Source organism: Streptomyces sp. NPDC002536, from assembly GCF_053594995.1.
In genome coordinates this window covers 1-23,159 of record NZ_JBSFWU010000095.1, presented here as the reverse complement: position 1 = coordinate 23,159, position 23,159 = coordinate 1, and the positions used below count along the sequence as shown (strand labels likewise).

Here is a 23,159-nt window from a genome sequence, read left to right as displayed (position 1 = left end):
CCATGCCGTTCCACCTCGACCAGCTGTCCGTCCCGCTCGTCCAGGCGCCCCTGGCGGGCGGTGCGTCCACCCCCGAACTGGTCGCCGCGGTCAACAGCACCGGCGCCCTGGGGTTCCTGGCCGCCGGGTACCGCACGGCGGACGGGATGCGGCAGCAGCTGGTCCGCACCCGCGAACTGACCTCGCAGCCGTTCGGCGTCAACCTCTTCGTGCCGGGTGCGGTGGATCCCGCGGCGATCGCGGCGATCGGCGCGTACCGGGACGAACTGCGGTCCGAGGCCGAGCGGTTCGGCATCACGCTGCCCGCCCCGGCGGCCGAGGACGACGACGCGTGGGAGGCGAAGGTCGAGGTGCTGCTGAACGAGCCCGCGCCCGTGGTCTCGTTCACCTTCGGCCTGCCCTCCCCCGCGGAGGCCGAGGCGCTGCGCCGCGCGGGCAGCCTCCTCCTCGCGACCGTCACCACCGTCGCCGAGGCCGAGGCGGCGCAGGCCGTCGGCGTGGACGCGCTGTGCGTCCAGGGGCCGGAGGCGGGCGGGCACCGGGCCACGCACGACATCGCGGCCGAGCCGGAGACCGTGCCGCTGCCGTCCCTGCTCGCCGCGGTGCGCGAGCACGTGCGGCTGCCGCTGGTCGCCGCGGGCGGGCTCGGCTCCGGCGAGGACGTCGCCGCCGTGCTCCGCGGCGGCGCCTGCGCCGCGCAGCTGGGCACCCTCTACCTGCGCGCGCACGAGTCCGGGGCCTCGCAGACGCACAAGGACGCCCTCGCCGACGCCCGTTTCGGCACCACGGCCGTCACCCGGGCCTTCTCCGGGCGTCCGGCCCGGGGGCTGCGCAACCGCTTCATCGACGCGCACGACGGCACGGCGCCCAGCGCCTACCCGCACGTCCACCACCTGACCCGCGGCCTGCGCTCGGCCGCCGCCGAAGCCGGTGACGCCGAGCGGCTCCACCTGTGGGCCGGTGCGCGCTACCGCCTGGCGCGGTGCGCGCCGGCCGCCGAGATCACCCGCACCCTCTGGGAGGAGACCCGTGCCGTCCTGTCCGCCGTAACGGGGTGACGGCCCGGGCGCGCCCGTCCCCACCGGCGCGCCGACGGCCGTCCCCGCCCCCTGACCGTCCCCGACCCGCTCACGGAGAAGCCAGCATGCCAGCCAGCCACACCCCTGCCCGTAGCACCGCCCCCGGTGCCCCCGACGTCACGATCGCCATCGTGGGCCTCGGCCCGCGCGGATTATCGGTCCTGGAGCGCGTGATGGAGAACGCCCGGGCGAACCCCGGGCGCACCGCGCTCGTCCACGCCATCGATTCGCGCCAGGCTCCGGGAACGTGTGACTCCACCCGCGACTGGAGTCGCGGGCTTCCTGTGTCGGCGGCTAAGCACCGTCGCAGAGGACCAGCCCGGCCCTGTGCAGGACGTTCAGCGCGCCCACGCGGTCGGCATTCTCCACCAGGCCGCACTTGACGCACTCGAATTCTGCTTGGGTGACGCGGTTCTCCTTCGCGACGTGCCCGCATCCGCCTATCTCGGGCGGGCACGTGCGGGAGGTGTTGCGGGCGTCCACTTCGATCACGCGGCGAGCGGCACTCTCAGCCTTCTGCGCCAGGATTCCGAGGAACTGTCCCCAACCCGCATCCAGGATGCTCTTGTTCAGTCCGGCCTTGGCAGCGGCGCCGTTCGCAAGGAACGCGCCGTTCTGCTCGGGGTCGGGCCTGGGCGCGGGCGCTTTGGTCATGCCCGCCGTGTTCAGCCGCTCGTGCCCGATCACGTCGTGCTCCTGGACCAGGGCAAGGGCCTGCTTGTGGTGGTGGTCGAGGCGCTGGCGCCGGATCTTGGCGTGCAGCCTGGCGACCTTCCGGACTGCGGCGCGGTGCTTCTTCGTGCGGTGCCGGGTGCGTTGAGGGAAGGTCGAAAGGTGCCGCTGGGCGGCGGTGAGCTCGTCGGCCATGCGGTCGAGGAACTTCGGGTTCTCGGTGTGCACGCCGTTGGAGCCGGTGAAAAAGTGCACGATGCCCATGTCGATGCCGATGATCGAATCCGTGGCGGGAAGCGGCTCGGCCGGCACTTCGTCGCAGGCGAGGACGACGTACCAGCGTCGGCCTTCCCGCTTGATGCTGATCGTCTTCACGCGGCCTTTGACCGGCCGATGCTGGTGCACCCGGACATGCCCGACGCCTTGCAGCCGGACGCGGGTCCGGGCGTCGTGGGGGGTGGAGTCCCAGCGGCAGCCGTCCCCGTCCTTGGGGAAGGTCACGGTGTCGAAGTGCCCAACACCCTTGAACCTGGGGTATCCGGGCGTGAGGCCTGCCTTCACGCGCTTGAAGAAGGCTTGGAACGCCTTATCCAGGCGGCGCAGGGTGGCCTGCTGGCTGGAGAACGACCAGCGGCCCTGACGCTCCGGATCGAACGCCCGGATCTCCTTGAGCTGGGAGGACTGGCCGCCGTACGTGATGCTCGCCTTCGAGCTGTGCCGCCAGGCATTCCGGCGCTCCTGGAGCGCGCCGTTGTAGAGGGAGCAGTGGTCGGCCAGCATCGCCCGCAGCGCGGCTTCCTGCTGGACCGTGGGGCGGAGAAGGAACTTGTAAGCGCGTATCACCCTTGCGCCTCCTTGTCCTTCTTCCCGAGGCGTTCCCACTGGGTGTTGATGTACTTCTCCACCGTCGCCGCCGAGACCGCGCCGACCGATGCGGCGAAGTACGACGACGACCACAAGGTGGGCATCCGCGATTTCAGGTGCGGGAACTCCGAGCGGAGCACGCGGGAAGTGAAGCCCTTGAACTGGTTCGCGACGTACGAGGCGGAGGACTTGGGGTCGTGCTTGACGAAGAGGTGCACGTGGTCCGGCATCACCTCAAGCGCGGTGATCTGCCATCCGCGCTCGTCTGCCTTCTGCCGGATCAGTTCGTCCAGGCGTTCCGCGACCCGGCCGTCGAGGACGGGGCGGCGGTACTTCGGGCACCACACGACGTGGAGCCCGAGATCGTACACGCCGCCGGAGAACTGGCGAACCTTCCTGGCCACAGCCACGGGCTCACTATACACATGCCACAGGTCTAGCGCGGCGGAAAGAGAGGCTCAGGTGAACAGTGCAGATCCATGCACACAGTTGAGGCCAGAGCAGTCCAGAGAAGCCATTCCCACCCCGCTAAAGCGGGGCGTCCCGGCCAGGTCCTGACGGAGACCGACGCAGCGGCACCTGCTGATGAACACAGTCGCCTCCCAGGTGACGATGTATGCCGACCCCAGCGTCAGCTGCCGCGACCCGATCGTGCCCGGCCCGAGCCTGTACGAGTGGGTGCGGGAGCTGCCGCAGGACACCCTGGAGGGTCTGTTTGTTCCGGACCTCGCCGAACAGGCCCGCTCGTTGGGCCCGAACGACATCGGCGGCGCGCTCCGCAACGGCTGCACGCCGGAGGAGCTGGCCGAGGTCGCCCTTCAGTGCGCGGTCTACGCGGGCGCCCCGGCCGGCATCGACACGATGAAGCTGATCCGCCAGGAGGTCGCCCGCTTCGAGGAGGAGAACGGGCCGGTTTCCGAAGAACGCCAAGAACGCCAAGAACGCTGACGCATCGTCCGGCATGCAGGACGGGCCGGTTCCGGGCTGCCGCCCGGGGCCGGCCCGTCCCGTGACCGCCGTCAGGGGGTATGGGGGCGGCGGCCGGGCTCCTGGTGCGGCACGGTCTGAGCCGACGGCACCGCAGGCGGCGGAAGGGTCGCCGCCTCCTCCTCTTCCAGCGCGAGCAGCGGTGCGGGGTCGGGCAGTTCGGGAAAGGACCGGTCGCAGTCGTGCAGGCGCAGCGCCGACGTCAGGTCCCCCATCGTGCTGCGGCGCCAGGCGCTGATGTTGGGCTCGTGCACGCCGAACCGGCGTTCCAGGAACATCAGCATGGAGGTGTGGTCGAAGACCTCGCTGCACACCCAACCACCGCGGCTCCAGGGCGAGATGACCAGTGCGGGCACCCGGAAGCCCGGCCCCACCGGCCCGGCGATCCCCTCCGCGCCGGGCGGCAGCGGGGAGACGGTGACCCACTCCCCCGGGGTCCCCTCGGGCGGGACCGGCGGGGGCACGTGGTCGAAGCGGCCGTCGTTCTCGTCGTAGGTGAGGACGAAGACGGTCTTCGCCCAGACCTCGGGCCGCGAGCCCAGGGCGTCGAGGACGGTGTAGATGTACTCGGCGCCGGCCGCCGGGAAGTCGGGGGGCTCCTCGGACGCCTCGGGGAGGCCGTAGACCGAGGGGAGGTACTGCGCGTCCAGCCAGGTGACCGAGGGCAGTCCGTCCCTGCGGATCATGTCGGCGACGTCGGACGGCGCGTAGGGCACCATCGCGTTCTCGTACAGGTCGTCACCGGGCCGGGCGTCCTGGAAGGCCTTGAACCAGCCGAGGTCGGTGTCCGGTGGGTAGGCGGTGCAGTAGCGCCAGCTGATCCCGGCGGCCTGCAGGCGTTCCGGGTAGGTGGTCCACCGGAAGCCTGTGGGCTTGTTGTCGACGACCGGTCCGCCGAGCCGCCCGGCGGGGTCGACGGTGCCGCTGACGGCCATCACGCGGTTGGGGTGCGTGGGGCCGAGGACCGAGCAGAAGTAGTGGTCGCAGACGGTGAAGGCGTCCGCGAGCGCGTAGTGGAACGGCAGGTCGTCGCGGGTGTAGTAGCCCATGGTGAACGGGCCCTTGACCGGGCCGTCGGCGGCGCGGTGGGTGGGCACCCAGTTGTCCATCCGGCCGTGGTTCCAGGACCGGTGCTGGGACGGCCAGGAGTGGCTGGTGCCGTAGGCCTTCGCGGCGCTGGTGGTCTTCGTGTCGTCGTGGAACGGCAGCAGGTATCCGTCGGCGTTCTGCGGGTCGGGCTGGTGGAACACCGAGCGGCCGGTGGGCAGCGTGACGGCGTCCGGGTCGTCGAAGCCGCGCACGCCCTGGAGCGTGCCGAAGTAGTGGTCGAACGACCGGTTCTCCTGCATGAGGAAGACGACGTGCTCGATCTCGTCGAGCGAGCGCAGCGGCCGCGCGGGCGCCGCGAGGGCCTTGCGCAGGGAGCCGGGCAGCAGCGGCGTGCCTGCTGCGGCTCCCAGGAGTCTGCGCCGGGTGATGCCGCCGGCCGGGTCGGGGTCCATGCCGCACTCCTCACTCCGAAGAAGAAGGATGGGCCGCACCGGGACCCCGGTCAAGGGTTCCGGCGGCGGTCCGGCCCCGGCCTGAGTGGTGCCCGGCTGCGGGCGGCGGCAGCCTGGGAGGCAGGGGGACGCGAGGATCCTCCGGGAGGCGGCGATGGCAGGAGCGCAAGGCCGACGATGCGGCCCGGTCGTGGCCGGTGTCGCCCCGGACACCGCGCGGCGGGCGGCCCCGGCCTGGGCCGTCGACGAAGCGGCCCGCCGCCGCGTGCCGCTGCTGCTCGTCCACGCCCAGGGGACCCCGACCGGTGGCTACCGGAAGACGGACGTACGGCCGTCGTGGGAGCAGTGGAACCAGGCGCTGCACGAGGCCGGGGACCGGGTGCTCGGGGAGGCGGTGGCCTTCGCCGAGGGGCGGCGCCCCGAGGCGGAGGTGTCCGGGCTGCTCGCGGAGGGCGACCCCGCCTGGGTGCTGCGCGAGCAGGCGCGGGACGCGTCGGCCGTCGTGCTGGGTTCCTCGCACCTGAGCCGGGTGCAGGAGGTGTTCTCCTCCGCCTCCGTCGCCCTGCCCGTCATCGCGCACAGCCCCTGCCCCGTCATCGTCGTCCCGGAACGGGAGCACACCGCCGCGGAGCCGCCGTACTTCGTGGTGGGCGTGGACGGCAGCCCGCAGTCCGCGGCGGCCGTCGCCTTCGCCTTCGAGGAGGCCGCGCTGCACGGGGCCGCGCTGCGGGCCGTGTACGCCTGGTGGCGCCCGGAGGAGGCCGGGATCCGGGACGAGCAGGCCGCGGAGCAGGAGGGCCGGGCCGTCCTCGCCGGGGCGACGGCGGAACCGGCCGCGGCCCGGCCGGGCGTGGAACTGCAGCACGCCGTCGTCCGCGGGCATCCGGTCGAGGTGCTGGCCGAGGCGTCGGAGAAGGCGCTGGGGCTGGTGGTGGGGACGCGGGGGCACGGGGGTTTCACCGGGATGCTGCTGGGTTCGGTGAGCCAGGGCGTGCTGCGTCACGCGCGGTGTCCGGTCATCGCGGTCCCGCACGCGGGTGCGCGCTCGTCCTGAGGGCCGGGGCGCGCCCCCGCCTCCCCTGTGCGGGGCGGGGGTGCGGGCGGATGATGGAAGCCGGAGGTCAGGGCGAGGGGGCCAGGCACATGGGCGGTTCCGTACCACTGGGCAAGCTCCTCGGCGTGCCGCTGCGGATCCACTGGAGCGCGCCCGTGCTGATCCTCTTCCTCGGCTTCGGGCTGGCCGGCGGGACCCTGCCGGCGTGGGTGCCGGGGCGTTCCGCCGCCGTCTACAACACGGCCGGGCTGGCGGGGGCGGTCCTGCTGACGGTGAGCCTGCTGCTGCACGAGGCGGCGCACGCGGTGACCGCGCGCCGGGCGGGGATCCGGGTCGAGGACATCACGGTCTGGGGGCTGGGCGGGGTCACCCGTCTGGGTCAGGCCGCGACCCCGCGCGTCCAGTTCCTGGTGGCGGCGGCCGGGCCGGTGACCAGTCTGGTGCTGGGCGGGCTGGCCCTGGCGGGCGGTTACGGGGCCGGGCACGTCCTGCACTGGACGCTGGTGTCGGCCGTGCTGGTCTGGGCGGGCGGGGCGAATCTGCTGCTGGGGCTGTTCAACCTGGTGCCGGCCGCCCCGCTGGACGGCGGGCGGATCCTGTTGTCGGCCGTCTGGTGGCGGGGCGGGGACCGGCCGCGGGCGCAGCGCGTGGCCGGCCGGAGCGGTCAGGTGGCCGGCTTCGTGATGATCGCCGCGGGCTGGATCGCGCTCACCCGGGGCCTGGGCTCGGGGCTGTGGCTGATGCTCGTGGGCGGCTTCGTGGCCGTCTCGGCCACGGCCGAGATGCGGCAGGCCATGATCCTCGCGGCGCTGGAGGGGGTGCGGGTCGGCGACGCCATGACGGGGCCCCCGGTCACGGGGCCCGACTGGCGCACCGTGGAGGACTTCCTCACGACGGTCATGACGAGAACACAGCGCCCGGCGGTTCCGGTGGTCGACTTCGACGGGCGCCCGAGCGGTGTCGTCGAGCGGAACCGGCTCCTGCTGGTCCCCGGCTCGCGGCGGTCGGAGCTGCGCGTCCGCGACCTGGCCGTTCCGCTGGCGCAGTGCACGGTGGCCGCTCCGCAGGAGGAGCTCGTGGAGGTGCTGGGCCGGGTGGCCCCGGCCGCGCATCTGGTGATCCTCGTCCTGGAGGACGGGCGCCTGGTCGGGACCGTCACCAGTGACGACGTGATGCGGATGGCCCGCCGCCGGCTGCCGGACCCGGGCGGTGGCCTGCGGATCTGACGGCCGGCGGCGGGCGCCGGAACGGACCTGCCGGGTCAGGAGGAGGGCGTCGGACCTTCCAGCTGCTCACTGATCCACTGCATGGGAGCCTCCATGTTGGACAGGTAGGTGGCGCCGTTGTGGGTGCCGCCCGGTATCTCCCAGAGCTTGGTGTGGACCGGGCCCTTGCCGTAGGTGCTCATGAAGTCCTTGACGCCCTTGATCATCGTCTTGTTCTCCTTCGTGCCGTACTGGAAGGCGATGTAGACGTCCGGTCCCTTGGTGGCGGCCAGCTGCTTGGCCAGCACCTCGGGGTTGTTCTCCTGCTTCTCCTTCTCGTGGCCGCGCCACAGCGGGGAGTCGGGCACGATGTCCGGACCGTTGGCGACGGCGGCCTTGAACTTGTCCGGGTGCTTGAGCACGGACTTCAGGCTCGCGAAACCGCCGGTGGAGGAGCCCATGTAGGCCCAGCCCGCACGGTCCTTGATCGTGCGGAAGTTGGCCTTCATCAGGTCGGGGACGTCCTCGGTCAGCCAGGTGCCCATCTTCTCCTGGCCGGGGATGTCGCTGGCGTCCCAGTAGATGCCCTTGTCGTCCGGGCCGGGGTTGAGGATCGGCATGGCGAGCAGGAACGGCTTGCTCTTGCCCTCCTGGTACCACTTGGAGATGCTTTTCTCGAGCGAGAGCTTGTCCTTGCCGAACTCGCCCAGCGCCCAGTAGTTGCTGTCGTTGCCGGGACCGCCGGGGAGGGCGATCATCACAGGGAAGCCGCTCTCCTTGAACTTCGGGTCCGACGTGTACTCCTTGGGCGCCCAGACCCACACCTTGCCCTTGAACCCGGACTTCGGGCCGTCCAGGGTCACGACGCTGACCTGGGAGCCGTCGCTCAGGGTCTTCGCGTTCTTGAAGTGGGCGTCGGGGCCCGTGGGCATCAGCGTCTTGGAGTCGACCGGCTTGGCGTTCCCGCCCTTGCCGTCGTTGGCGCCCCCGGCCTGGCCGTAGCTGACGGGGTCACCCTTGTCGGAGAAGGGCGGGATCTGGTAGTGGCTCATCACGGGCCAGGCGATCAGCCCGAGCGTGGCCACGGACGCCGCCCCGATGATCCAGCCTCGGGCGCGCGACGCGCGGCGCCGTCCGGTGGACTCGTACATCCCGGCGGGTGGGTTCGTCATGTTGCTGCTCCGGCTGGTACTGCCCCAAAGGGACAAGAAGGTCAGTTCCGTCCTGTCGGACGGAGAGCCAGGGCCAAGGGTTGCATGATCACGTCGTTCGGCAGGTCTTTGATACGAAACCATCACAAACGCGCCTGGCTGAAACGGCTGGGGCCTGTGTTGTTCAGTTTTCCGGTCCCGTGATCCCGTCCGCCGCGCGCCGCCCGCTCGCCACGCAGTCGGCGACGCCGACCCCGTCGTAGGCCGCCCCGCAGATCTCCAGGCCCGGCAGGCCGCCGAGCGCCTCGCGGATCCGGGCGACCCGGGCGCGGTGGCCGACGGGGTAGCGCGGCAGGCCGCCGATCCAGCGGGTGACCTGCGCTGCCACCGGGCGGGCGGCGAGTCCCGTCGCCGCCCGCAGGTCGTGCAGGGAGGCGCCGACGAGGTCGTCGTCGTCCAGGTACAGGCTCTCCTCCTGCCCGTACCGGCCGAGGGAGGTGCGCAGGACGAAGAGGTCCGGGGCGCGCCCGGCGACCCAGCCCCACTTCGCGGTCATGAAGGTGGAGGCCTTGATGGAGGCCTTGATGGACGCCGTGCCGGGCGCCCCTCCCGGGCGGCCGGCCGCGGGCGGGACGAGGAAGCCGGACCAGTCGCCGAGCGCGGCCAGCCCGGCCACCTCGCGGCGCCGGAACGCCATCGTCACCACGGCCGTCGACACGTACCCGATCTCGCACAGCTCGGCCGCCGCGGCCGGGGCCGCGGCGGCGACCAGGGTGGACGCCGTCCAGGCGGGCGCCGCGATGACGACGGCGTCGCAGACGAGGGTCCGGGCGGCGGTGCGCACCTCCCAGCCGTCGGCGGTGCGGGTCAGCGCGAGTGCGGGGGTGCACAGGAAGACCTGGCCGCCCGCGGCGCGGACGGCGCCGGCGACCGCGTCCGCGAGGGCTCCCGCCCCGCCGTCGAGGCCCATGACGGCGGGACCGGCGGACGCCGGCGCGGCGACGGGCGGACGGCGCCGGACGGTGCGGAGGGCGCCGGCCGGGGACAGGGCGTCCGCCAGGGCGGCCGGATCGCCGGGCGTGCCCGTCCCGTGCCCCCGGGGCAGCGGGCGCAGGGCGTCGCCGGACCACAGGGCGACCGGGGTGACGGCCGGGAACCGCAGCCGGTCGCCCAGTCCGACGGCCCGTGCCAGGTCGACCGCCTCCGGGCGCCGGGCGGGCAGCCCCTCCGTGCCGAAGTCGACCGGGACGCCCGCGATGTCGCCCGTGTGCAGCTTGCCGCCCAGCCGGGCGGTGGATTCGAGCACGGTGACGCGCCGGCCCGTCGCGCCGAGGCGGTGGGCGGCTGCGAGGCCCGCCATCCCGCCGCCGATGACGATGACGTGGCCCGCGGCGGCGGGGCCGCTCATGAGCCTGCTCCTTCGAGAGCCTCAGCGCGGCGCCCGGTGAGGGCCGGCATGCCGGGCAAGGGGTCGTGCCGGATGTGCTCGGCGGGCAGCCCCAGTGCGGCGAGCCGGGTCGCGACGGCGCCGACGGCGGCGGGCGGGCCGCTGACGAAGGCGAGGTGCCGGGTCCAGTCGCCGTGCCGGGCCACGGCCTCCGCCAGCGTCTGCTCCCCGGTGGTCACGTGGACCACGCGCAGCCAGGGCAGCCGCTGCGCCAGGGCGGCCACCGCCGCGGCGTCGTACCGCTCGGCGGCGTGGCGGGCGCCCAGGAAGAGGTGCACCATGCGGTGGCCGCTCCGGTGCGCGGCCAGTTCCTCCAGCAGGGCCTTGGCCGGGGCCCAGCCGGTGTCGTCCGCCACCAGCAGCAGATCGCACGCCGGTGCGGCGTCCAGCGTCGTCGTCCCGCTCGCGGGCCCCAGCCGCAGGGTGTCCCCGACGCGGGTCCCCGCCACCAGTGCCTCGCTGACCCCGCCGGGGCCGGCCTGCCGCACGTGGAACTCCAGCTCGCCGTCCGTCCGGGGCGCACAGGCGAGGGAGTACTGCCGCCAGGCCTGCGGCAGCAGCGGCGAGGCCACGGCCGCGAACTGGCCCGCCCGGTACGGGTACGGCTCGTGGGGGCTGACGCGCAGCACGGCCAGGCCGGGGCCGCGCAGCTCGCGGCGGGTCACCGTGGCGTGCCAGGAGGGGGGTTCACGGAGGGCCTCCTCGGCTCCCCGGTTCATGGCCGCCACGGCGAAGCGCAGCATGCGCAGCCAGGCCTCTTCCATGGCGTCGGTCCACTGTGCTCCGGCCGTGCCGCGCAGCGCCTCGCACAGGGCGGCCTCGAAGGCCTGGTAGTGGGCGGGCCGTACGCCGAGTTTGCGGTGGTCGCGGCCGAGGCGGGTGAACTGCGCCGCCACTTCGTCCGGTCGGTGCAGACGGTCGATCAGGTAGCGGAAGATCTGCACGAGATGGCGCTTCTGGAAGTCCATCGACTCGGGGAAGAGGGAGCGCAGATAGGGCCATTGCCCGAACAGCGCGTCGTAGAGGCGCGCGATCAAGTCGTCGAGGGAGGTGACGAGTTCGAGGGACTGTGCGATCACCCTCTGGTCGGCCGCACCGTCGTAGCTCGGCTCCAGCTCGCGGGCGGTCCGCGCGGCCGGGGACCGGTCGGGGGTCAGCATCTGTCGGCGCAGCCGCATTGCATCGTGCCGGGCGAGCAGGGCGTGGTACTCGGGGGTGACGGTGTCGCGTGGCACGGGGAGACTCCTGTAGGGAGGCGGGTCCTGCCGTCCGTTCCGTGGACGGCGCGCGCCAGTATGACATCGGGCATATGTGCCCAAGCGGCCCTATTCTCCAGGGCCTTTCGGCCCTACCTCCAGGGCGCCGGGCGTGACCTCGTCCGTGGTGCCCAGGCCCAGGCGCAGGCGGATGATGCGCGCGATGTCGGTGATGGTGCCCTCGCTGCGGAGCAGTTCCATCGGCGGGATGTCGATGTCGTACTGCTGCCGGAGCGAGGTGAACACTTCGGCGGCCATGAGGGAGTCCACGCCGTAGGTGTCGATACGGCGCCGGTGATCGACCTGCTCCAGCGGCAGCTGTGCGACCTCGGCGAGTTTCCGGGCGAGCGAGTCGGCGATGAACTGTTCCGCCTGTTCGGGCGACGTTCCGGAGAGCTTGCGGAGGATGTCCTGCCGGGACGGGGCCGCCGTGGCGTCCAGGGCGGGGACGAGTCCGGCGAAGCGGGGCACCGCCACGCACTCCAGGAGGCCGCACAGCGCCGCCCAGTTGTAGCGGCCGCATCCGGCCACGTCCGGCTGCGCGGTGAAGGACTCCTTCAGGGCCTCGAACGGCTCGTGGGGCATGACCGTTCGTCCGAGAGCCGCATCAGGAGGGCATCGTCCAGGTGCATCGCGGAGTGGACGACGCCGCGCAGCGGACGGCCGTCCGTCTCGGCCTCCTCGACGAGGCCCGCGGCTTCGGGGGATACCGATCCGCGGCGGCCGACGAGGGCGAGCCGGCGGGCTCCCCGCGCACCGAGTCGGCGGGCCGTGGCCGCACCGAACCCGCCGAGGCCGCCCGTCACCAGATACGTGCCACCGGGGTCGAACTCCGGGGCGCGCAGGGTGCGTTCGACCATCAGCGGCTCGTCCAGCGGGTCGAAGGCCACCACGACCTTGCCCACGTGCCGCGAGTGCTGCATGAGGCGGAACGCCTCGGTGACCCGCGCGGCCGGGTGGACGGTGTGCAGCAGCGGCCGGTAGCGGCCGCACCGGACCAGGGCGACGACCTCGGCGAACTGCCGCCGGGCCGGCTCGGGGTCCTGGAGGAGCTCACTGAGGCCGACGCCGAAGAAGGCGATGTTCCGGGCGAACGGGCGCAGACGCAGCGGTTTGTCCTCGGGATGTCCCGCTTGCCCAGCTCGACGAAGCGGCCGCCGGGGCGCAGCGCCTCCAGCCCGCGCTCGACGGCCTCGCCCGCCAGGGAGTTGAGCACGGCGTCGACCCCACGGCCCGCCGTGATCTCCCGCATCCGTTCCGCGAAGTCCGGGGAGCGGCCCGCCGCCGGGCGAACTGCAGCGCGGCGAGACCGACCCCGCCGGCACCGCCGTGTACGAGGACGGTCTCGTCGGCCGTCAATCGGGCCAGGTGCCCGAGGGCGTAGTGGACGGTGAGGAGGACCACCGGCAGGGTGACGGCCTCGGTGATGTCCGCAGTACGCCCCCAGGGCGATCTCCGTTGCGTAGGCGGGGTGGTCACGTGCGACCCGTTGTACAACGTCCTGCACCGATGCCGTTCGCGCCGCCAGCCGCCACCAGCACGGCGGACGGTGCGGGCAGCGGGGGACGGGCCGCGGGGACGTCCGGGCGCGGCTGTGCGCACATGACGGTGGTGCGGCGGGTCAGCGGCGTCCCCCGCAGGCCCGCGAAACGCCGGAGCCGGCACCCTTCCACCTCGGCCATGACGGTGCCATCGGCAACGGTGACGGTGATGTCCCAGCAGACCTCCGTGCGCGTACGGCCGCGCTCGCGCAGGTGGAACAGCCCCTCGGCAGAGGGTGTCTGCCAGATGCGGACCACGTCGAGGGCGCTGGACAGACAGGCGAGTTGTCGCTTCAGGGCGTCGGCCATGAGCGGAAGCCCCGCCTGGAGCGCCCCGTCGTGCCGGTAGGCGCAGGCCCTCTCCACCAGCGGCACGATCACCGCCGAGGGCCTGCGCCTCTCGGCACGGCCCCGGTCCCGCGGCCCCGGCCGTCCCGGGAGCCCCCCGCCGCAGGCGGAGGGCGAGCCGCCTGGGACGATCGCGAGGTGATGCTGGAGACACCCCGCCTCGTCCTGCGCCGCTTCCGCCCCGAGGACGCGGCGGCGCTCGCCGCGTACCGGTCCGATCCGCTGGTCGCCCGCTACCAGGGCTGGACGGCGCCCGTGCCGTACGACGCGGCGCTCCGGGCGGTGCACGGGTTCGCCGAGGGGTCCCCGGACCGGCCGGGCTGGTTCCAGTACGCGGTCGAACTCGCCGCGGAGGGCTGCCTGGTGGGGGACGTCGGCGTCTGCCTGCACGAGAACCTGATGCAGGCGGAGATCGGTTTCACCCTCGCCACGGAGCGGCAGGGGCACGGCTATGCGGCCGAGGCGGTGCGTGCGGTGCTGGCCGACCTGTTCGAGCGGCGGGGCCTGCACCGGGTCTCCGCCGAGTGCGACGCACGCAACGCCCGCTCGGCGAGGCTGTTGCAGCGGCTCGGCTTCACTCAGGAGGGGGTCCGCCGCCGGGCCACCTGGATCAAGGGCGAGTGGACGGACGACATGCTGTTCGGCCTGCTGGCGTCGGACCGGCGGGCACCGGGCGGCGCATGACCGTGCGGCGCCGGTGACCGCGGCGTGTGATTCCCCGGCATGGCCGACACCGCCGCCGGGCGCCGCGTGGCACCCTGTCCTACGGTGGGACGGGAGGCCGCCCCGCAATCCAGTCCGCCCGCGCCTGCCGGAGGCGACAGTGCCGTCGAAACAGATGACGTCGAACGCGAACCTTCTGGGCCAGATCGATCACTTCGTGGTCCTCATGCTGGAGAACCGGTCCTTCGACCACATGCTGGGGTTCCTCTATACGGACCAGGGCAACCGCTCCCCGTCCGGCCAGCCCTTCGAGGGCCTGACGGGCACGGAGACGAACCCGGACGGGAACGGCAGCAAGGTCTCCGTCTTCCGGATCGACACCACGAAACCGGGTGCGTACTTCATGCCGGGCGCCAACCCCGGCGAGGGCTACCGGCCGACCAACAACCAGCTGTTCGGCACCCAGACCCCCGCCACGCCGGCCCCCGTCCCCACCAACGACGGCTTCGTCGCCGACTTCGCCGCGACCATCCAGCAGCGCATCCAGCAGAAGCAGCCCGTCTACGCGGGCACCACCCCGGACGACATCATGGGCTGCTTCACCCCGGAGGGGCTGCCGGTGCTGTCCGGCCTGGCCCGCGGCTTCGCGGTGTGCGACCACTGGTACAGCTCGGTGCCCACGGAGACGCTGCCCAACCGGGCCTTCGCCTGCGCCGGCACCAGCCAGGGCCACATGGACGACCACACGCACACCTTCACCAGCCCCAGCATCTTCGGCCTGCTGGACGCCCACAAGATCGACTGGGCGATCTACGGCTACCACGCCCAGCCGCTCACCCGGGGCAACTTCCCGGACATGGCGAACGTCGACGCGCGGCACTTCGGCCAGTTCATGGACTTCAAGAACGCCGCCGCCAACGGCACGCTGCCCGGGTTCACCTTCCTGGAGCCGGCCTGGGCCTCCACCGGGAACAGCCAACACCCCAACTACGACGTGGCGTTGGGCGAGCAGCTCATCCACGACGTCTACCAGGCGCTGCGCAGCGGCCCGGGGTGGGCCAAGACCCTGCTGGTGGTCACCTACGACGAGCACGGCGGCTGCTACGACCACGTGCCCCCGCCCGCCGGTGCGACGCCGCCCGACGACGCGGTGGGCGAGTTCGGTTTCGACTTCACGCGGTTCGGGGTGCGCGTGCCGACGGTGCTGGTGTCCCCGCTCATCGCGCCCGGCACGGTCTTCCGGGTGCCCGACGGCAGTGTGCCGCTGGACCACACCTCGCTGCTGAAGACGGTCCAGCAGCGCTGGAACCTGCCGCCGCTGACCGCCCGCGACAAGGCGGCCCCCGGCTTCGGGGACGTCCTGACGCTCGGTCAGCCGCGGGACGACGATCCGCTCGCCGGTGTCATCGTCCCCACGTCGGTCGGCGTCAACCCGGCCGCGGGCGAGGTCTCGCACCTCGACGAGGTGCACGAGGACCTCGTCGCGCGGAACCTCATCCCGCCTGTCTGAGTTCCGCCCGTCTGAGTTCCGCCTGTCTGAGTTCCGCCCGTCCGACGACCGACGGAAAGGGGGCCGGCGTACGAGCCGCCGGCCCCGTGACGTCAGGCCGTCAGTCCCGGCGCCCCTCCAGGCTCCGTACGTCGAACGACCAGATGCCGCGCCCGTGCGTGGCCGCGTAGAGCCGCCCGTCCGGGCCGAGCCGCACCTGCAGCGCGGCCGTGGTCGGCAGCGCGCCGCCCAGCACCTCCCACTGCCCGGAACCGGGCGCACGGTGGAAGACGGCCAGGTCGGTGCCGAGGGCCAGCCCGCCGTCGGGCAGCAGCCGGACCGAGTCGGCCGGGACGTCCGGCAGGTTCGCCGAGATGTCGGTCCAGTCGGCGCCGCCGTTCCGCGACTCGAAGACGTGGCCGACGCCGGCGCCGGGGCCCTCGGTCCAGGCGCGGGAGAACCCGTTGACGGCCAGGAACACGTGCTGCGGGTCGGCGGGGTCGGTCTCGAACGCGGAGAGGTAGCGGTTCGGGACCGTGCCGTTCACCGGCAGGGCGAGCTGGTGCCAGCCGGTGCCGTCGGCGTTGCCGACCGCGATGCCGCGGGTGAAGCCCTGGTTGTTGCACGGGCCGCACCAGGCGACGTGGACCCGGCCGCCCGAGGCCGCGACGGCGGTGGCCACGTGGCCGTCGCCCAGGTCGAAGACGTTCTTCCACTCCGCGCCGCTGCGGATCGCGAAGCCCTTGTTCTGCACCCACACGTGCCGGCCGCCCGCGATCCAGGTGCCGGTGTTCTTGGCGTCGGCGGCGATCGGTGCGATGAAGCGGGCCCCGGCACCGCCGAGGTCCTTGTCCGGCGGCGCCACTTCGTACTCGGTCGCCTTCGCGGGGTCGGTGCTCCAGGCACCGTTGTTCACGCCGCAGTCCTGGGTGACCCACATGTCGAGGTACACGTATTCCTGGGCGATGTTGCAGCCGTTCGCGGGATCGGTGATGGTGTCGGCGCCGTCGCCGCCGAAGTTGGAGCCCATGACCCTGTCGCGGCCGCGCAGCATCGACTGGCCGTTGTCCTGCAGGCCGCCGGTGACCGAGACGCCGCCGTAGGTGCGGTCCCTGCCGATGCCGACCGAGTAGTACTGGAGGGTGTCGATGGTGCCGTCGGCCAGGGACTGCCAGTCCTTGGCGTGGCCGCCGGAGTCGACGGCGCCGTTGAGCGGGCGGCGGTAGATGCCGCCGTCGTTGCCCACGTAGACCCAGGTCCTGCCGTGGTGACTGCCGATGGCCACGGCGTGCTGGTCGGAGTGGGTGGTCGGGAAGCAGTCGCCGGTGCGCTTGGCGGGGTCGACGCTCCAGCACGGGAAGGTGAAGTTCCAGTACGGGCCGGGGGTAATCCAGCTCGTGCCGCCGTTCTTCGTCTCGAAGACCTCTTCCAGGCCGAGGTAGACGTGGTCGGGGTTCGCCGGGTCCACCTGGAGGAACTGGTTGTACCAGGACTGGATGCCGGGCATGTAGCCGGCGCCCTGCAGGGCCGAGCCGGACGCCTTGAGCTTCGGGTAGTCGGCGATCTGGGTCCACGGCCCGGCGGGCGAGCCGGACTTGGAGACGTAGACGCCCTTCAGACCGCTGTCCGGGTTGCTGTTCATCTGCGCCGGGGACTGGTCGACGGCGTAGAGGCGGGAGCCGTCGGCGGCGGCCGCGAAGGTCACGTTGCCGACGTCGGCGCTGCCGGAGGGCAGGTCGCCGAGGGAGGAGAGCCGCTGCCAGGTCCCGTTCTGCTTGCTGTAGAGGCCGTTGTAGGTGTCGCCGCCGCGCCAGCCGACCGCGAGGACGACCTTGGACGGGTCCTTGGGGTCGACCGCGATGTCGTTGGCGATGTTCTTGTAGGGGGCGGCGGGGTCGGAGGCGAGTGAACCACCCGGCAGGTAGGCGGGGTTGGGGGCGAACTCCGGCGTCCACGGTCCGGAGAGGTCCGTGGCGGAGTGCGACCACACGCCGCGGCTGGTGGCCGCCCACACGGTGCCGCCGGCGAAGCGCAGGGCGTGGATGACGGTGCTCTCCAACTCCGGTCCGCCGACCCTGCCACCGGGCCGGAAGGTGCCGTGCCGGGGATCGGCGAGGACGTAGACGCCGGTGCCGACGAAGGAGGTTGCTCCGGTGTTGGATTCGCCGGTGGCGTACCAGAGGCGCCCGGAGTGGTCGAGGGCGAGCGTGCCCGTGGAGAGGGAGGGCAGGCCATCGGCGATGGGCTGCCAGTGGCCGCCGCCCGTGCGGGAGCGGAAGACGCCGCCGTTGGCGCCGCCCGCGTAGACGTAACCCTGGTCGTCGGCGGCGATGCCGGTGATCCGGCCGGTGACGTAGCCGGCGCCGCCGCTGGAGTTGGAGTTGATGTCGCGGTAGCGGGGGTCGTCGGAGTCGTAGGGGCGCCGGGTGACGTGCGACCAGTCGCCGTCGCTGCGGGGCATGGACTGCAGCTGCCGCCAGGCGGCTCCGTAGGCGCCGGGCGCCACCGCACCGGGGGCGGTGCGCGCCTCGGTGAACTGGGCGGAGGCCTCGGCCGAGTTCTCGGCCTCGTCGGAACCGCCGTCCTTCCCGGGGGAGTCGGCCCCCGGGGTCAGTGCGGCCGTCCTGTGCCCGGAGCGGACGAGGTGGCTGTGCTGCCGGCCGATGTCGGCCTGGTGGCGTGCCTGCCAGGGTCTGGGTCTGTGCTGGGGGTCGGTTGCTGCGTGGGACTGCGTGCCGATCAGCGCGAACGCTGCGCTGAGGACGACGCAGGCCGCGTATCTCCGTCGATGCCGTCGGTACCGATGAGGCGTCATGCCTGTCCCTCCCTGCGGCGGCCGCGGGATGCGGCCCGGCCGCGGAGGGAGATTCTGGCGTGGCCACGTCAGTCAGGGAAGGTGGCCGCAGCATCGGGTTCGGGGCCGGGCCGCCGGTACTCAGCGGCCCGGCCCCGCCCGGGTGTTCAGCCCTGCTCGGCGGCGCGGCGGCGGCGTGCGAGGACGACCATGCCGGCACCTGCGGCAACGGCGGCGGCTCCGCCGCCGAGGGCCCACGGGACGGAGGCGTCCGCGCCGGTGCTCGCCATCTCGCCGCCCTTGGCGGAGGCGGTGGCCGGGGCATCCTTGGCGGAGGCGGCCTTCGCGGAGGACTTGCCGCTGTCCTGGGCCGGCTTGGCGGCGTCGTGGCCGCCGTCCTTCTGGTGCCCGTCCCCGGTGGACGGCTTCTCGGCGTCGCCCTTCTTGTCCTCGACAGGCTTGTTCTTGGCGGCTTCCGCGGCCGCCTCGTCCTTCTTGCGGGCCTCGTACTGGCCCGTCTCCAGGAAGTACTTGACGTCCTCGTAGGTGCCGCGCAGCGCCTTCTTCCCGGCTTCCTTCACCGCCGGGCCGCCGTCGTTGATGATCTGGCTGACGCGTACCTCGTCGTCTTCGCGCTGCGCCGCGTACTGGCCCTTCTCCAGGAACTCCTTGATGGCGTCGGCATCACCGTCGAGGGCCTTGCTGCCGGCCTGCTGCACGGCGTAGCCGCCCCGGCTCATGATCTGCGCAACCCGGACCCGGTCGTCCTCCAAGCGCGCCTTGTACTGGCCGACTTCGAGGAAGTGGCGCCGGTCCTCCGCGGTGCCGTTGAGCGCCTTGTTCGCCTCCCTCTCAAGACCGCGGCCGGCCTTGCCGTCGAGCATCCGCAGGATCGCGAACCTGTTGTCCTCGTCCTGCTTCGCCGCCGACTTCGAGGCCTCGCCGTCCTTGGTCTCCGACTTGGTCTCCGACGCCTTGTCGGGAGCCGAGTTGGCGGGCGGCTGTGCACCGTCGGCGGCGGACGCCGGGGAAGCGAAAAGAACGGCCGGCGCTATCGCAGCGGCCGCAACGGCGGCCGAAAGACGGGTCAGCTTCACGCAGTACACCTACTTGTCCGGATAATGATCTTGTAAATACCCAACGACAGCTTATGTCATTTTTGGGAATCCCTTGACCAAAGCCCCCTTATCTCCGGAGATGCCGGGCGAAAAACGAGCGGACGGCATTGCGCACCGCGGGTACGGACACGACCGGGTCGAGCGCACCGACCAGGTCACGGCGGGCTTCCGCGGTCATGAGTCCCGCAGCCTGCAACTGGGGTGCCATGGCGGCGTAGTCGGCGAACACCCAATGCGCGGCACCGTCGAGCTGCGCCCGTCGGACCCGTCCTCCCGAGCGGGCGAGGACGGCCGTCCAGGAGCGCTCCAACTCCCGGCGGTGTTGGAAGCCTTCGGTTCCCAGCAGGAGCAACGGGCGGTCCGTACCGTGCCGGGCGACCGGGAACAGTTCTCCCGGTTCGCCGGGCCGCTGCGGCGCCTGGTCCAGGTAGCCCTCCAGGTTCACGGCCGCGCCGATGCGCCGGTCCTCGTACATCGCCTCCGCCACCGCCGTGCCGCCTGCCGAGTGGCCGTAGACGCCCACGCGCCGGAGGTCCAGCGCGCGGCCGAGGTCGGCAGGGAGTGCGCGTCCCAGCGCGTCCGGGTTCCGCCCTGCCGCCAGGGTTTCCAGCCGGTCCAGGACGAACCGGAGGTCCGCGATGCGGGTGCCGATCGCGGTGCGGAAGAGCTGCGGGTCCGTGCGGGGGTCCCCGCGGAACACGGTCTCGCGGATGCCCTCGGGCAACTCGACCTCACTGGCGTCGCCGGGGTGGTCGATGGTCACCACGACATGGCCGTGGCTCGCCAGTTCCTCGGCGACCGTGGTGCCCAGGGTGCGCGGGTCGCCGCCGCCGGGGCTGTACAGCAGCACCGGCCTGCGGACGGGCTGCGCGGGCGCGCCCCTGTGGGCGTGGGTCGTGGTGGCCGCCCAGTTCACGCCCGTCGGCGGCAAGTGGTGCACGAGGACGTCGATCTGCCGGAACCGCTTCGCGGCGCCCGCGGTCATCTGCGGTGCGACCGGGCGGCCGGCGACGGTGCGGGCCGGGTAGAACACCGTGGCCATCACTTCCCGGACGGGGATCGTCCCGTCCCACGGATCACGTCGCGAGCGGTCGACGAGGTACAGCGTGGCGACCCCGATCCGGTGCGGGCCCGTCGGCGCGGGCAGCCGCAGGGTGATGCCGTCCGCGGTGCGTGCCTGTGCGATGCCGCCTCCCCCGCCGCCCGCGAGCAGCAACGCGGCTGCCGCCACGGCCGACTTGGCGACCGTCCGTCGGCCGATGCCGATGCCGATGTCTGATTCTCCGTTCACCATGAGCCTTCTCCCCTGTTCCGGTCCGTCGGTGTGATCTGCATCCTGGTCCGGGCCGGGGAGAACGGGCGATCGTTGAGGCCCTGACCGAAATGCTGGCGCTGCGCGCCGAGGAGACCAGTGATCCGGATCCACTTCACGGCCGCCGACTTCGCGCAGGTCCGGTTCGCGCCGCGCCCGGCCCCGCTGCAGGAGTTGAACACGGCTCTGATGATGCTGGTCCACCGGCACGACGAGCTGCTCTTCGGCCGCTGGCGACGGCGGTTGCTGCACTCCCTGCCCGACTCGGCTCTGCCGCTGGCCGACCTGGTCCCGGGGGCCCAAGCCCCCTGCTTCCTCGACGTGTTCGACGACAGCCTGGAGGAGGGCCTGCACACCGTCCGGACCACGGACCCGGATCTGGTGCGCTCCGAACTCGAGCGGATCCGCACCGGGCACGCGGCGCCCGCCCCGGCGTGGGTCCGCGATCTGCACCGGGGGGATGCCGGTGCGTGGCAGCCGCTGCTCCGCGCCCAGCACGCGGCGTTCGAGACCGTGGTGCGTCCCGTGTGGTGCCTCGTACAGGACCTGCACCGGGCGGAGTTCGCGCGTCATGCGCTGACCGTCGCCGAGCACGGCATCGGCACCGGACTCGCCGCGCTCGTCCCCGGCTCCCGACTGCTCGGGAACGTCTGGGAGTTCGAGGGGGTGGAGGGGTTGGAGGGGCCCGTCCGGCGGGACATCCGGCTGGACGGCCGTGGTCTGCTGCTCCTGCCCACGTTCCACTGGACCGGCCGGCCCCTCGTCGCCGATCCGCCCGGCCGTCCGCCCGCGGTGACCTACCCCGCCGGTCCGGGCCTGCCGCTCGCGCCGGACGGGACCGGCGGGACGGACGAGGCGCTGGCGGGCGTGCTGGGACGGACCCGCTTCGCGATGCTGCTCCTGCTCGCGGAGGAACACACCACCAGCGGGCTCGCCCGGCGGCTGGGAGTCAGCAACGCCACCTGCTCAGCCCACGCGGCCGCACTGCGCGGCGCGGGCCTGATCACGACCGTCCGCGCAGGACGGGCCGTGCTGCACCGGCGCACCGCCCTGGGGAGTCTGCTGCTCCGGCGACAGCGACGAGGCGAACGCTGACGCTTCCGGGCCGCGCAGGAACTCCCGGACCTGCGCGGTGAATTGCTCCGGTGCCGCTGCGTGGATCAGGTGCCCCACAGGGACGGTCACGCACCGCGCATCCGGAATGCGGTGGGCCAGCTCGGCAACGCGCTCCTGCGGAAGGTGACTTCGCGGGCCGCCGCCCAGGACGAGGGTACGCGCGGAGATCCTGCCCAGGTCCGCGAGCCAGCGCGGATCGGGCTCGTCGATCTGGCGCCGGACGGTGAGCACCATGTCCCAGTCGAAGGCCAGCTCCCCCTCCGGCCTGACCGGGATGCTCCGCTCACGGGGAAGCGGAGCGGCAACGTCCTCCAGGACCAGCCGCCGCACCCGCTCCGGGCACTTCGCCGCGACGAGACAGGCCACGAGCCCGCCCATCGAGTGGGCGACGACATCCACGCGCTCCAGCGCGAGGGCGTCCAGGAAACCGATGACGTCGTCCCGCATCAGCGGCAGCGCATAGGCGCCCGGCCAGTCGCTGCGGCCGTGACCGCGCAGATCGAGCGCGTACACGCGCCGGTCGCGGGCGAAGGCGGGCGCCACACCGCCCCAGTCCGCCGCGCCCTCCCCCAGGGCGTGCAGGAGGACGAGCGGCGGAGCGCCCGGCGGGCCGGAGACGCGGTAGGCCAGGCGGATACCTCCGGCCACGACGGAAGCCTGCTCGACGGAAGAGTGATCGTCCACGCGCCGAAGCTACCCGCCGGGCCGAACCGTCGGTCCCGTGTTCACCCGCAGCCGAACGGCCGGGGCCGGTCGGTCAGGCGGCGGCGCAGAGCGGGTGGCCCCAGCCCTTGGGCCCCTTGGAGATCGATTCCCCGACCGCGTACGACTGTCCGCACGGGCACCGGCCCGCGAACTTCGCCTTGATCGTCCCGGCAGGGCGGCCGGCCTTCGCCTTCGACGCGGTCCGCTTGGCCGGTGCGCCGGAGGAGCGCCGGGCCTCCGACGGAGCGGGCTGGGCCGGTACCGGCAGCGCGCCGTGCCCGTGGGACGTGCCCGCGGGCTCCTGGGCCACCGCGGCGTCGCTGGCGGCCTTGTCCGCGATGGCGTTCAGTGGATCGCCGTTCACCTGGTGTGCCGGCACGTAGACGAAGTCGACCGTGCGACCGGTCAGCAGGGCGTCGATACGGACGACGAGCTCGCGGTTGGCGACCGGGGAGCCGGAAGCGGTCTTCCAGCCCTTCCGCTTCCACCCCGGGAGCCACTTGGTCACCGCGTTCATCGCGTACTGCGAGTCCATGCGCACCTGGAGGGGCACGGCCGGGTCGGTGGCCTCCAGCAACCGTTCCAGAGCCGTCAGCTCCGCGACGTTGTTGGTGGCCCTGCCCAGGGGGCCGGCCTCCCATCGCTGGGGAGCGCCCGCCGCGTCGGCGACGACCCAGGCCCAGGCCGCGGGTCCCGGGTTGCCCTTCGAGGCCCCGTCGCAGGCGGCGATGATGTGTTCAGACATCCCTCGATCATGCCATTGGTTGCGGCGGCGCAGCGCAAGGGCGGCGGCACCGCCTGGAATCGGCGCAGGCGGACGTCCTGCTCGACCACCTCGGCGACGTGCAGCCCACCG

20 protein-coding genes and 3 pseudogenes are annotated in these 23,159 nt (G+C 72.8%); 7 read left to right on the top strand and 16 right to left on the bottom strand.

The window, feature by feature from the left end; translation table 11 throughout:
- The first annotated feature begins 2 nt into the window (after positions 1-2).
- Complete coding sequence (locus ACWD4B_RS27795; protein ID WP_451423325.1) at positions 3-1,058, top strand: NAD(P)H-dependent flavin oxidoreductase; 1,056 nt, start codon at positions 3-5, stop codon at positions 1,056-1,058.
- Positions 1,059-1,373: 315 nt separating this feature from the next.
- Here ACWD4B_RS27795 and ACWD4B_RS27790 read toward each other — a convergent pair whose 3' ends face one another.
- On the bottom strand, positions 1,374-2,594 hold the full coding sequence (locus ACWD4B_RS27790; protein ID WP_451423324.1) for an RNA-guided endonuclease InsQ/TnpB family protein: 1,221 nt from the start codon (positions 2,592-2,594) through the stop codon (positions 1,374-1,376).
- Positions 2,591-3,019 (bottom strand): IS200/IS605 family transposase, encoded by a 429-nt coding sequence (tnpA, locus tag ACWD4B_RS27785; RefSeq protein WP_451423333.1) that lies wholly within the window; start codon positions 3,017-3,019, stop codon positions 2,591-2,593. The genes ACWD4B_RS27790 and tnpA overlap by 4 nt, the downstream gene beginning before the upstream one ends.
- Before the next feature lie 181 nt (positions 3,020-3,200).
- On the opposite strand from tnpA, the gene ACWD4B_RS27780 reads away from it, so the two are divergent.
- Positions 3,201-3,563: a carboxymuconolactone decarboxylase family protein gene (locus ACWD4B_RS27780; RefSeq protein WP_451423323.1), complete on the top strand. Its 363-nt coding sequence runs from the start codon at positions 3,201-3,203 to the stop codon at positions 3,561-3,563.
- 71 nt (positions 3,564-3,634) lie between these two features.
- Here ACWD4B_RS27780 and ACWD4B_RS27775 read toward each other — a convergent pair whose 3' ends face one another.
- Entirely contained in the window at positions 3,635-5,104 is a 1,470-nt protein-coding gene (locus tag ACWD4B_RS27775) for an alkaline phosphatase family protein (protein ID WP_451423322.1), read from the bottom strand.
- A gap of 154 nt (positions 5,105-5,258) precedes the next feature.
- On the opposite strand from ACWD4B_RS27775, the gene ACWD4B_RS27770 reads away from it, so the two are divergent.
- Positions 5,259-6,158 (top strand): universal stress protein, encoded by a 900-nt coding sequence (locus tag ACWD4B_RS27770; protein WP_451423321.1) that lies wholly within the window; start codon positions 5,259-5,261, stop codon positions 6,156-6,158.
- A gap of 89 nt (positions 6,159-6,247) precedes the next feature.
- Complete coding sequence (locus ACWD4B_RS27765) at positions 6,248-7,384, top strand: site-2 protease family protein (RefSeq protein ID WP_451423320.1); 1,137 nt, start codon at positions 6,248-6,250, stop codon at positions 7,382-7,384.
- Between the two features lie 35 nt (positions 7,385-7,419).
- On the opposite strand, the gene ACWD4B_RS27760 is transcribed toward ACWD4B_RS27765, so the two are convergent.
- The 8 genes and pseudogenes from ACWD4B_RS27760 to ACWD4B_RS27725 all read right to left on the bottom strand — a co-directional run bounded on the left by ACWD4B_RS27760 (position 7,420) and on the right by ACWD4B_RS27725 (position 13,139).
- Complete coding sequence (locus tag ACWD4B_RS27760) at positions 7,420-8,535, bottom strand: alpha/beta hydrolase (protein WP_390775247.1); 1,116 nt, start codon at positions 8,533-8,535, stop codon at positions 7,420-7,422.
- 163 nt (positions 8,536-8,698) lie between these two features.
- The gene (locus ACWD4B_RS27755; protein WP_451423319.1) at positions 8,699-9,922 is read right to left on the bottom strand and encodes a protoporphyrinogen/coproporphyrinogen oxidase; all 1,224 of its coding nucleotides are present in this window, start codon (positions 9,920-9,922) and stop codon (positions 8,699-8,701) included.
- On the bottom strand, positions 9,919-11,196 hold the full coding sequence (locus tag ACWD4B_RS27750; RefSeq protein WP_451423318.1) for a globin domain-containing protein: 1,278 nt from the start codon (positions 11,194-11,196) through the stop codon (positions 9,919-9,921). The genes ACWD4B_RS27755 and ACWD4B_RS27750 overlap by 4 nt, the downstream gene beginning before the upstream one ends.
- Before the next feature lie 90 nt (positions 11,197-11,286).
- A complete protein-coding gene (locus ACWD4B_RS27745) occupies positions 11,287-11,802 on the bottom strand; it encodes an acyl carrier protein (RefSeq protein ID WP_451423317.1) in 516 nt (171 codons plus the stop codon).
- Positions 11,775-12,140: a KR domain-containing protein gene (locus ACWD4B_RS27740; protein ID WP_451423332.1), complete on the bottom strand. Its 366-nt coding sequence runs from the start codon at positions 12,138-12,140 to the stop codon at positions 11,775-11,777. Before ACWD4B_RS27740 ends, ACWD4B_RS27745 begins: the two co-directional genes overlap by 28 nt.
- A 24-nt stretch (positions 12,141-12,164) precedes the next feature.
- A pseudogene (locus tag ACWD4B_RS27735) lies at positions 12,165-12,299 on the bottom strand (hypothetical protein); the annotation flags it as partial.
- Positions 12,300-12,388: 89 nt separating this feature from the next.
- A pseudogene (locus tag ACWD4B_RS27730) lies at positions 12,389-12,469 on the bottom strand (hypothetical protein); the annotation flags it as partial.
- Positions 12,470-12,692: 223 nt separating this feature from the next.
- A complete protein-coding gene (locus ACWD4B_RS27725) occupies positions 12,693-13,139 on the bottom strand; it encodes a polyketide synthase dehydratase domain-containing protein (RefSeq protein ID WP_451423316.1) in 447 nt (148 codons plus the stop codon).
- Between the two features lie 108 nt (positions 13,140-13,247).
- Between ACWD4B_RS27725 and ACWD4B_RS27720 the strand changes: the two genes are divergently transcribed.
- Positions 13,248-13,790: a GNAT family N-acetyltransferase gene (locus tag ACWD4B_RS27720; protein ID WP_451423331.1), complete on the top strand. Its 543-nt coding sequence runs from the start codon at positions 13,248-13,250 to the stop codon at positions 13,788-13,790.
- A 154-nt stretch (positions 13,791-13,944) separates the two neighbouring features.
- Positions 13,945-15,279, top strand: a complete 1,335-nt coding sequence (locus ACWD4B_RS27715; protein ID WP_451423315.1) for an alkaline phosphatase family protein — start codon at positions 13,945-13,947, stop codon at positions 15,277-15,279.
- A gap of 100 nt (positions 15,280-15,379) precedes the next feature.
- Here the strand turns inward: ACWD4B_RS27715 and ACWD4B_RS27710 are convergent, their stop codons facing one another.
- The 3 genes from ACWD4B_RS27710 to ACWD4B_RS27700 all read right to left on the bottom strand — a co-directional run bounded on the left by ACWD4B_RS27710 (position 15,380) and on the right by ACWD4B_RS27700 (position 20,464).
- Positions 15,380-18,073, bottom strand: a complete 2,694-nt coding sequence (locus ACWD4B_RS27710; protein WP_451423314.1) for a glycosyl hydrolase — start codon at positions 18,071-18,073, stop codon at positions 15,380-15,382.
- A 146-nt stretch (positions 18,074-18,219) separates the two neighbouring features.
- Positions 18,220-19,149, bottom strand: coding sequence for an ALF repeat-containing protein (locus ACWD4B_RS27705; protein ID WP_451423313.1), 930 nt, complete (start codon positions 19,147-19,149; stop codon positions 18,220-18,222).
- A gap of 88 nt (positions 19,150-19,237) precedes the next feature.
- On the bottom strand, positions 19,238-20,464 hold the full coding sequence (locus tag ACWD4B_RS27700; RefSeq protein ID WP_451423312.1) for an alpha/beta hydrolase: 1,227 nt from the start codon (positions 20,462-20,464) through the stop codon (positions 19,238-19,240).
- Between the two features lie 117 nt (positions 20,465-20,581).
- Between ACWD4B_RS27700 and ACWD4B_RS27695 the strand changes: the two genes are divergently transcribed.
- On the top strand, positions 20,582-21,577 hold the full coding sequence (locus ACWD4B_RS27695; RefSeq protein WP_451423311.1) for an ArsR/SmtB family transcription factor: 996 nt from the start codon (positions 20,582-20,584) through the stop codon (positions 21,575-21,577).
- 48 nt (positions 21,578-21,625) lie between these two features.
- Here the strand turns inward: ACWD4B_RS27695 and ACWD4B_RS27690 are convergent.
- Positions 21,626-22,246, bottom strand: a pseudogene (locus ACWD4B_RS27690) (alpha/beta fold hydrolase); the annotation flags it as partial.
- Positions 22,247-22,355: 109 nt separating this feature from the next.
- Positions 22,356-23,048 carry a ribonuclease H family protein gene (locus ACWD4B_RS27685; protein ID WP_451423310.1) on the bottom strand — a complete coding sequence of 231 codons (693 nt, stop codon included), beginning with the start codon at positions 23,046-23,048 and terminating at the stop codon, positions 22,356-22,358.
- Between the last annotated feature and the right edge of the window lie 111 nt (positions 23,049-23,159).

What these genes read in the sequence shown, in the direction of transcription:
- ACWD4B_RS27745 (WP_451423317.1), bottom strand. Translation starts at nt 11,802, where the DNA reads ATGCCCCACGAGCCGTTCGAGGCCCTGAAGGAGTCCTTCACCGCGCAG.
- ACWD4B_RS27700 (WP_451423312.1), bottom strand. Translation starts at nt 20,464, where the DNA reads ATGGTGAACGGAGAATCAGACATCGGCATCGGCATCGGCCGACGGACG.
- ACWD4B_RS27795 (WP_451423325.1), top strand. Translation starts at nt 3, where the DNA reads ATGCCGTTCCACCTCGACCAGCTGTCCGTCCCGCTCGTCCAGGCGCCC.
- ACWD4B_RS27780 (WP_451423323.1), top strand. Translation starts at nt 3,201, where the DNA reads ATGAACACAGTCGCCTCCCAGGTGACGATGTATGCCGACCCCAGCGTC.
- ACWD4B_RS27710 (WP_451423314.1), bottom strand. Translation starts at nt 18,073, where the DNA reads ATGACGCCTCATCGGTACCGACGGCATCGACGGAGATACGCGGCCTGC.
- ACWD4B_RS27685 (WP_451423310.1), bottom strand. Translation starts at nt 23,048, where the DNA reads ATGTCTGAACACATCATCGCCGCCTGCGACGGGGCCTCGAAGGGCAAC.
- ACWD4B_RS27765 (WP_451423320.1), top strand. Translation starts at nt 6,248, where the DNA reads ATGGGCGGTTCCGTACCACTGGGCAAGCTCCTCGGCGTGCCGCTGCGG.
- ACWD4B_RS27715 (WP_451423315.1), top strand. Translation starts at nt 13,945, where the DNA reads ATGACGTCGAACGCGAACCTTCTGGGCCAGATCGATCACTTCGTGGTC.
- ACWD4B_RS27755 (WP_451423319.1), bottom strand. Translation starts at nt 9,922, where the DNA reads ATGAGCGGCCCCGCCGCCGCGGGCCACGTCATCGTCATCGGCGGCGGG.
- ACWD4B_RS27740 (WP_451423332.1), bottom strand. Translation starts at nt 12,140, where the DNA reads ATGCAGCACTCGCGGCACGTGGGCAAGGTCGTGGTGGCCTTCGACCCG.
- ACWD4B_RS27760 (WP_390775247.1), bottom strand. Translation starts at nt 8,535, where the DNA reads ATGACGAACCCACCCGCCGGGATGTACGAGTCCACCGGACGGCGCCGC.
- ACWD4B_RS27720 (WP_451423331.1), top strand. Translation starts at nt 13,248, where the DNA reads ATGCTGGAGACACCCCGCCTCGTCCTGCGCCGCTTCCGCCCCGAGGAC.
- ACWD4B_RS27775 (WP_451423322.1), bottom strand. Translation starts at nt 5,104, where the DNA reads ATGGACCCCGACCCGGCCGGCGGCATCACCCGGCGCAGACTCCTGGGA.
- ACWD4B_RS27770 (WP_451423321.1), top strand. Translation starts at nt 5,259, where the DNA reads ATGGCAGGAGCGCAAGGCCGACGATGCGGCCCGGTCGTGGCCGGTGTC.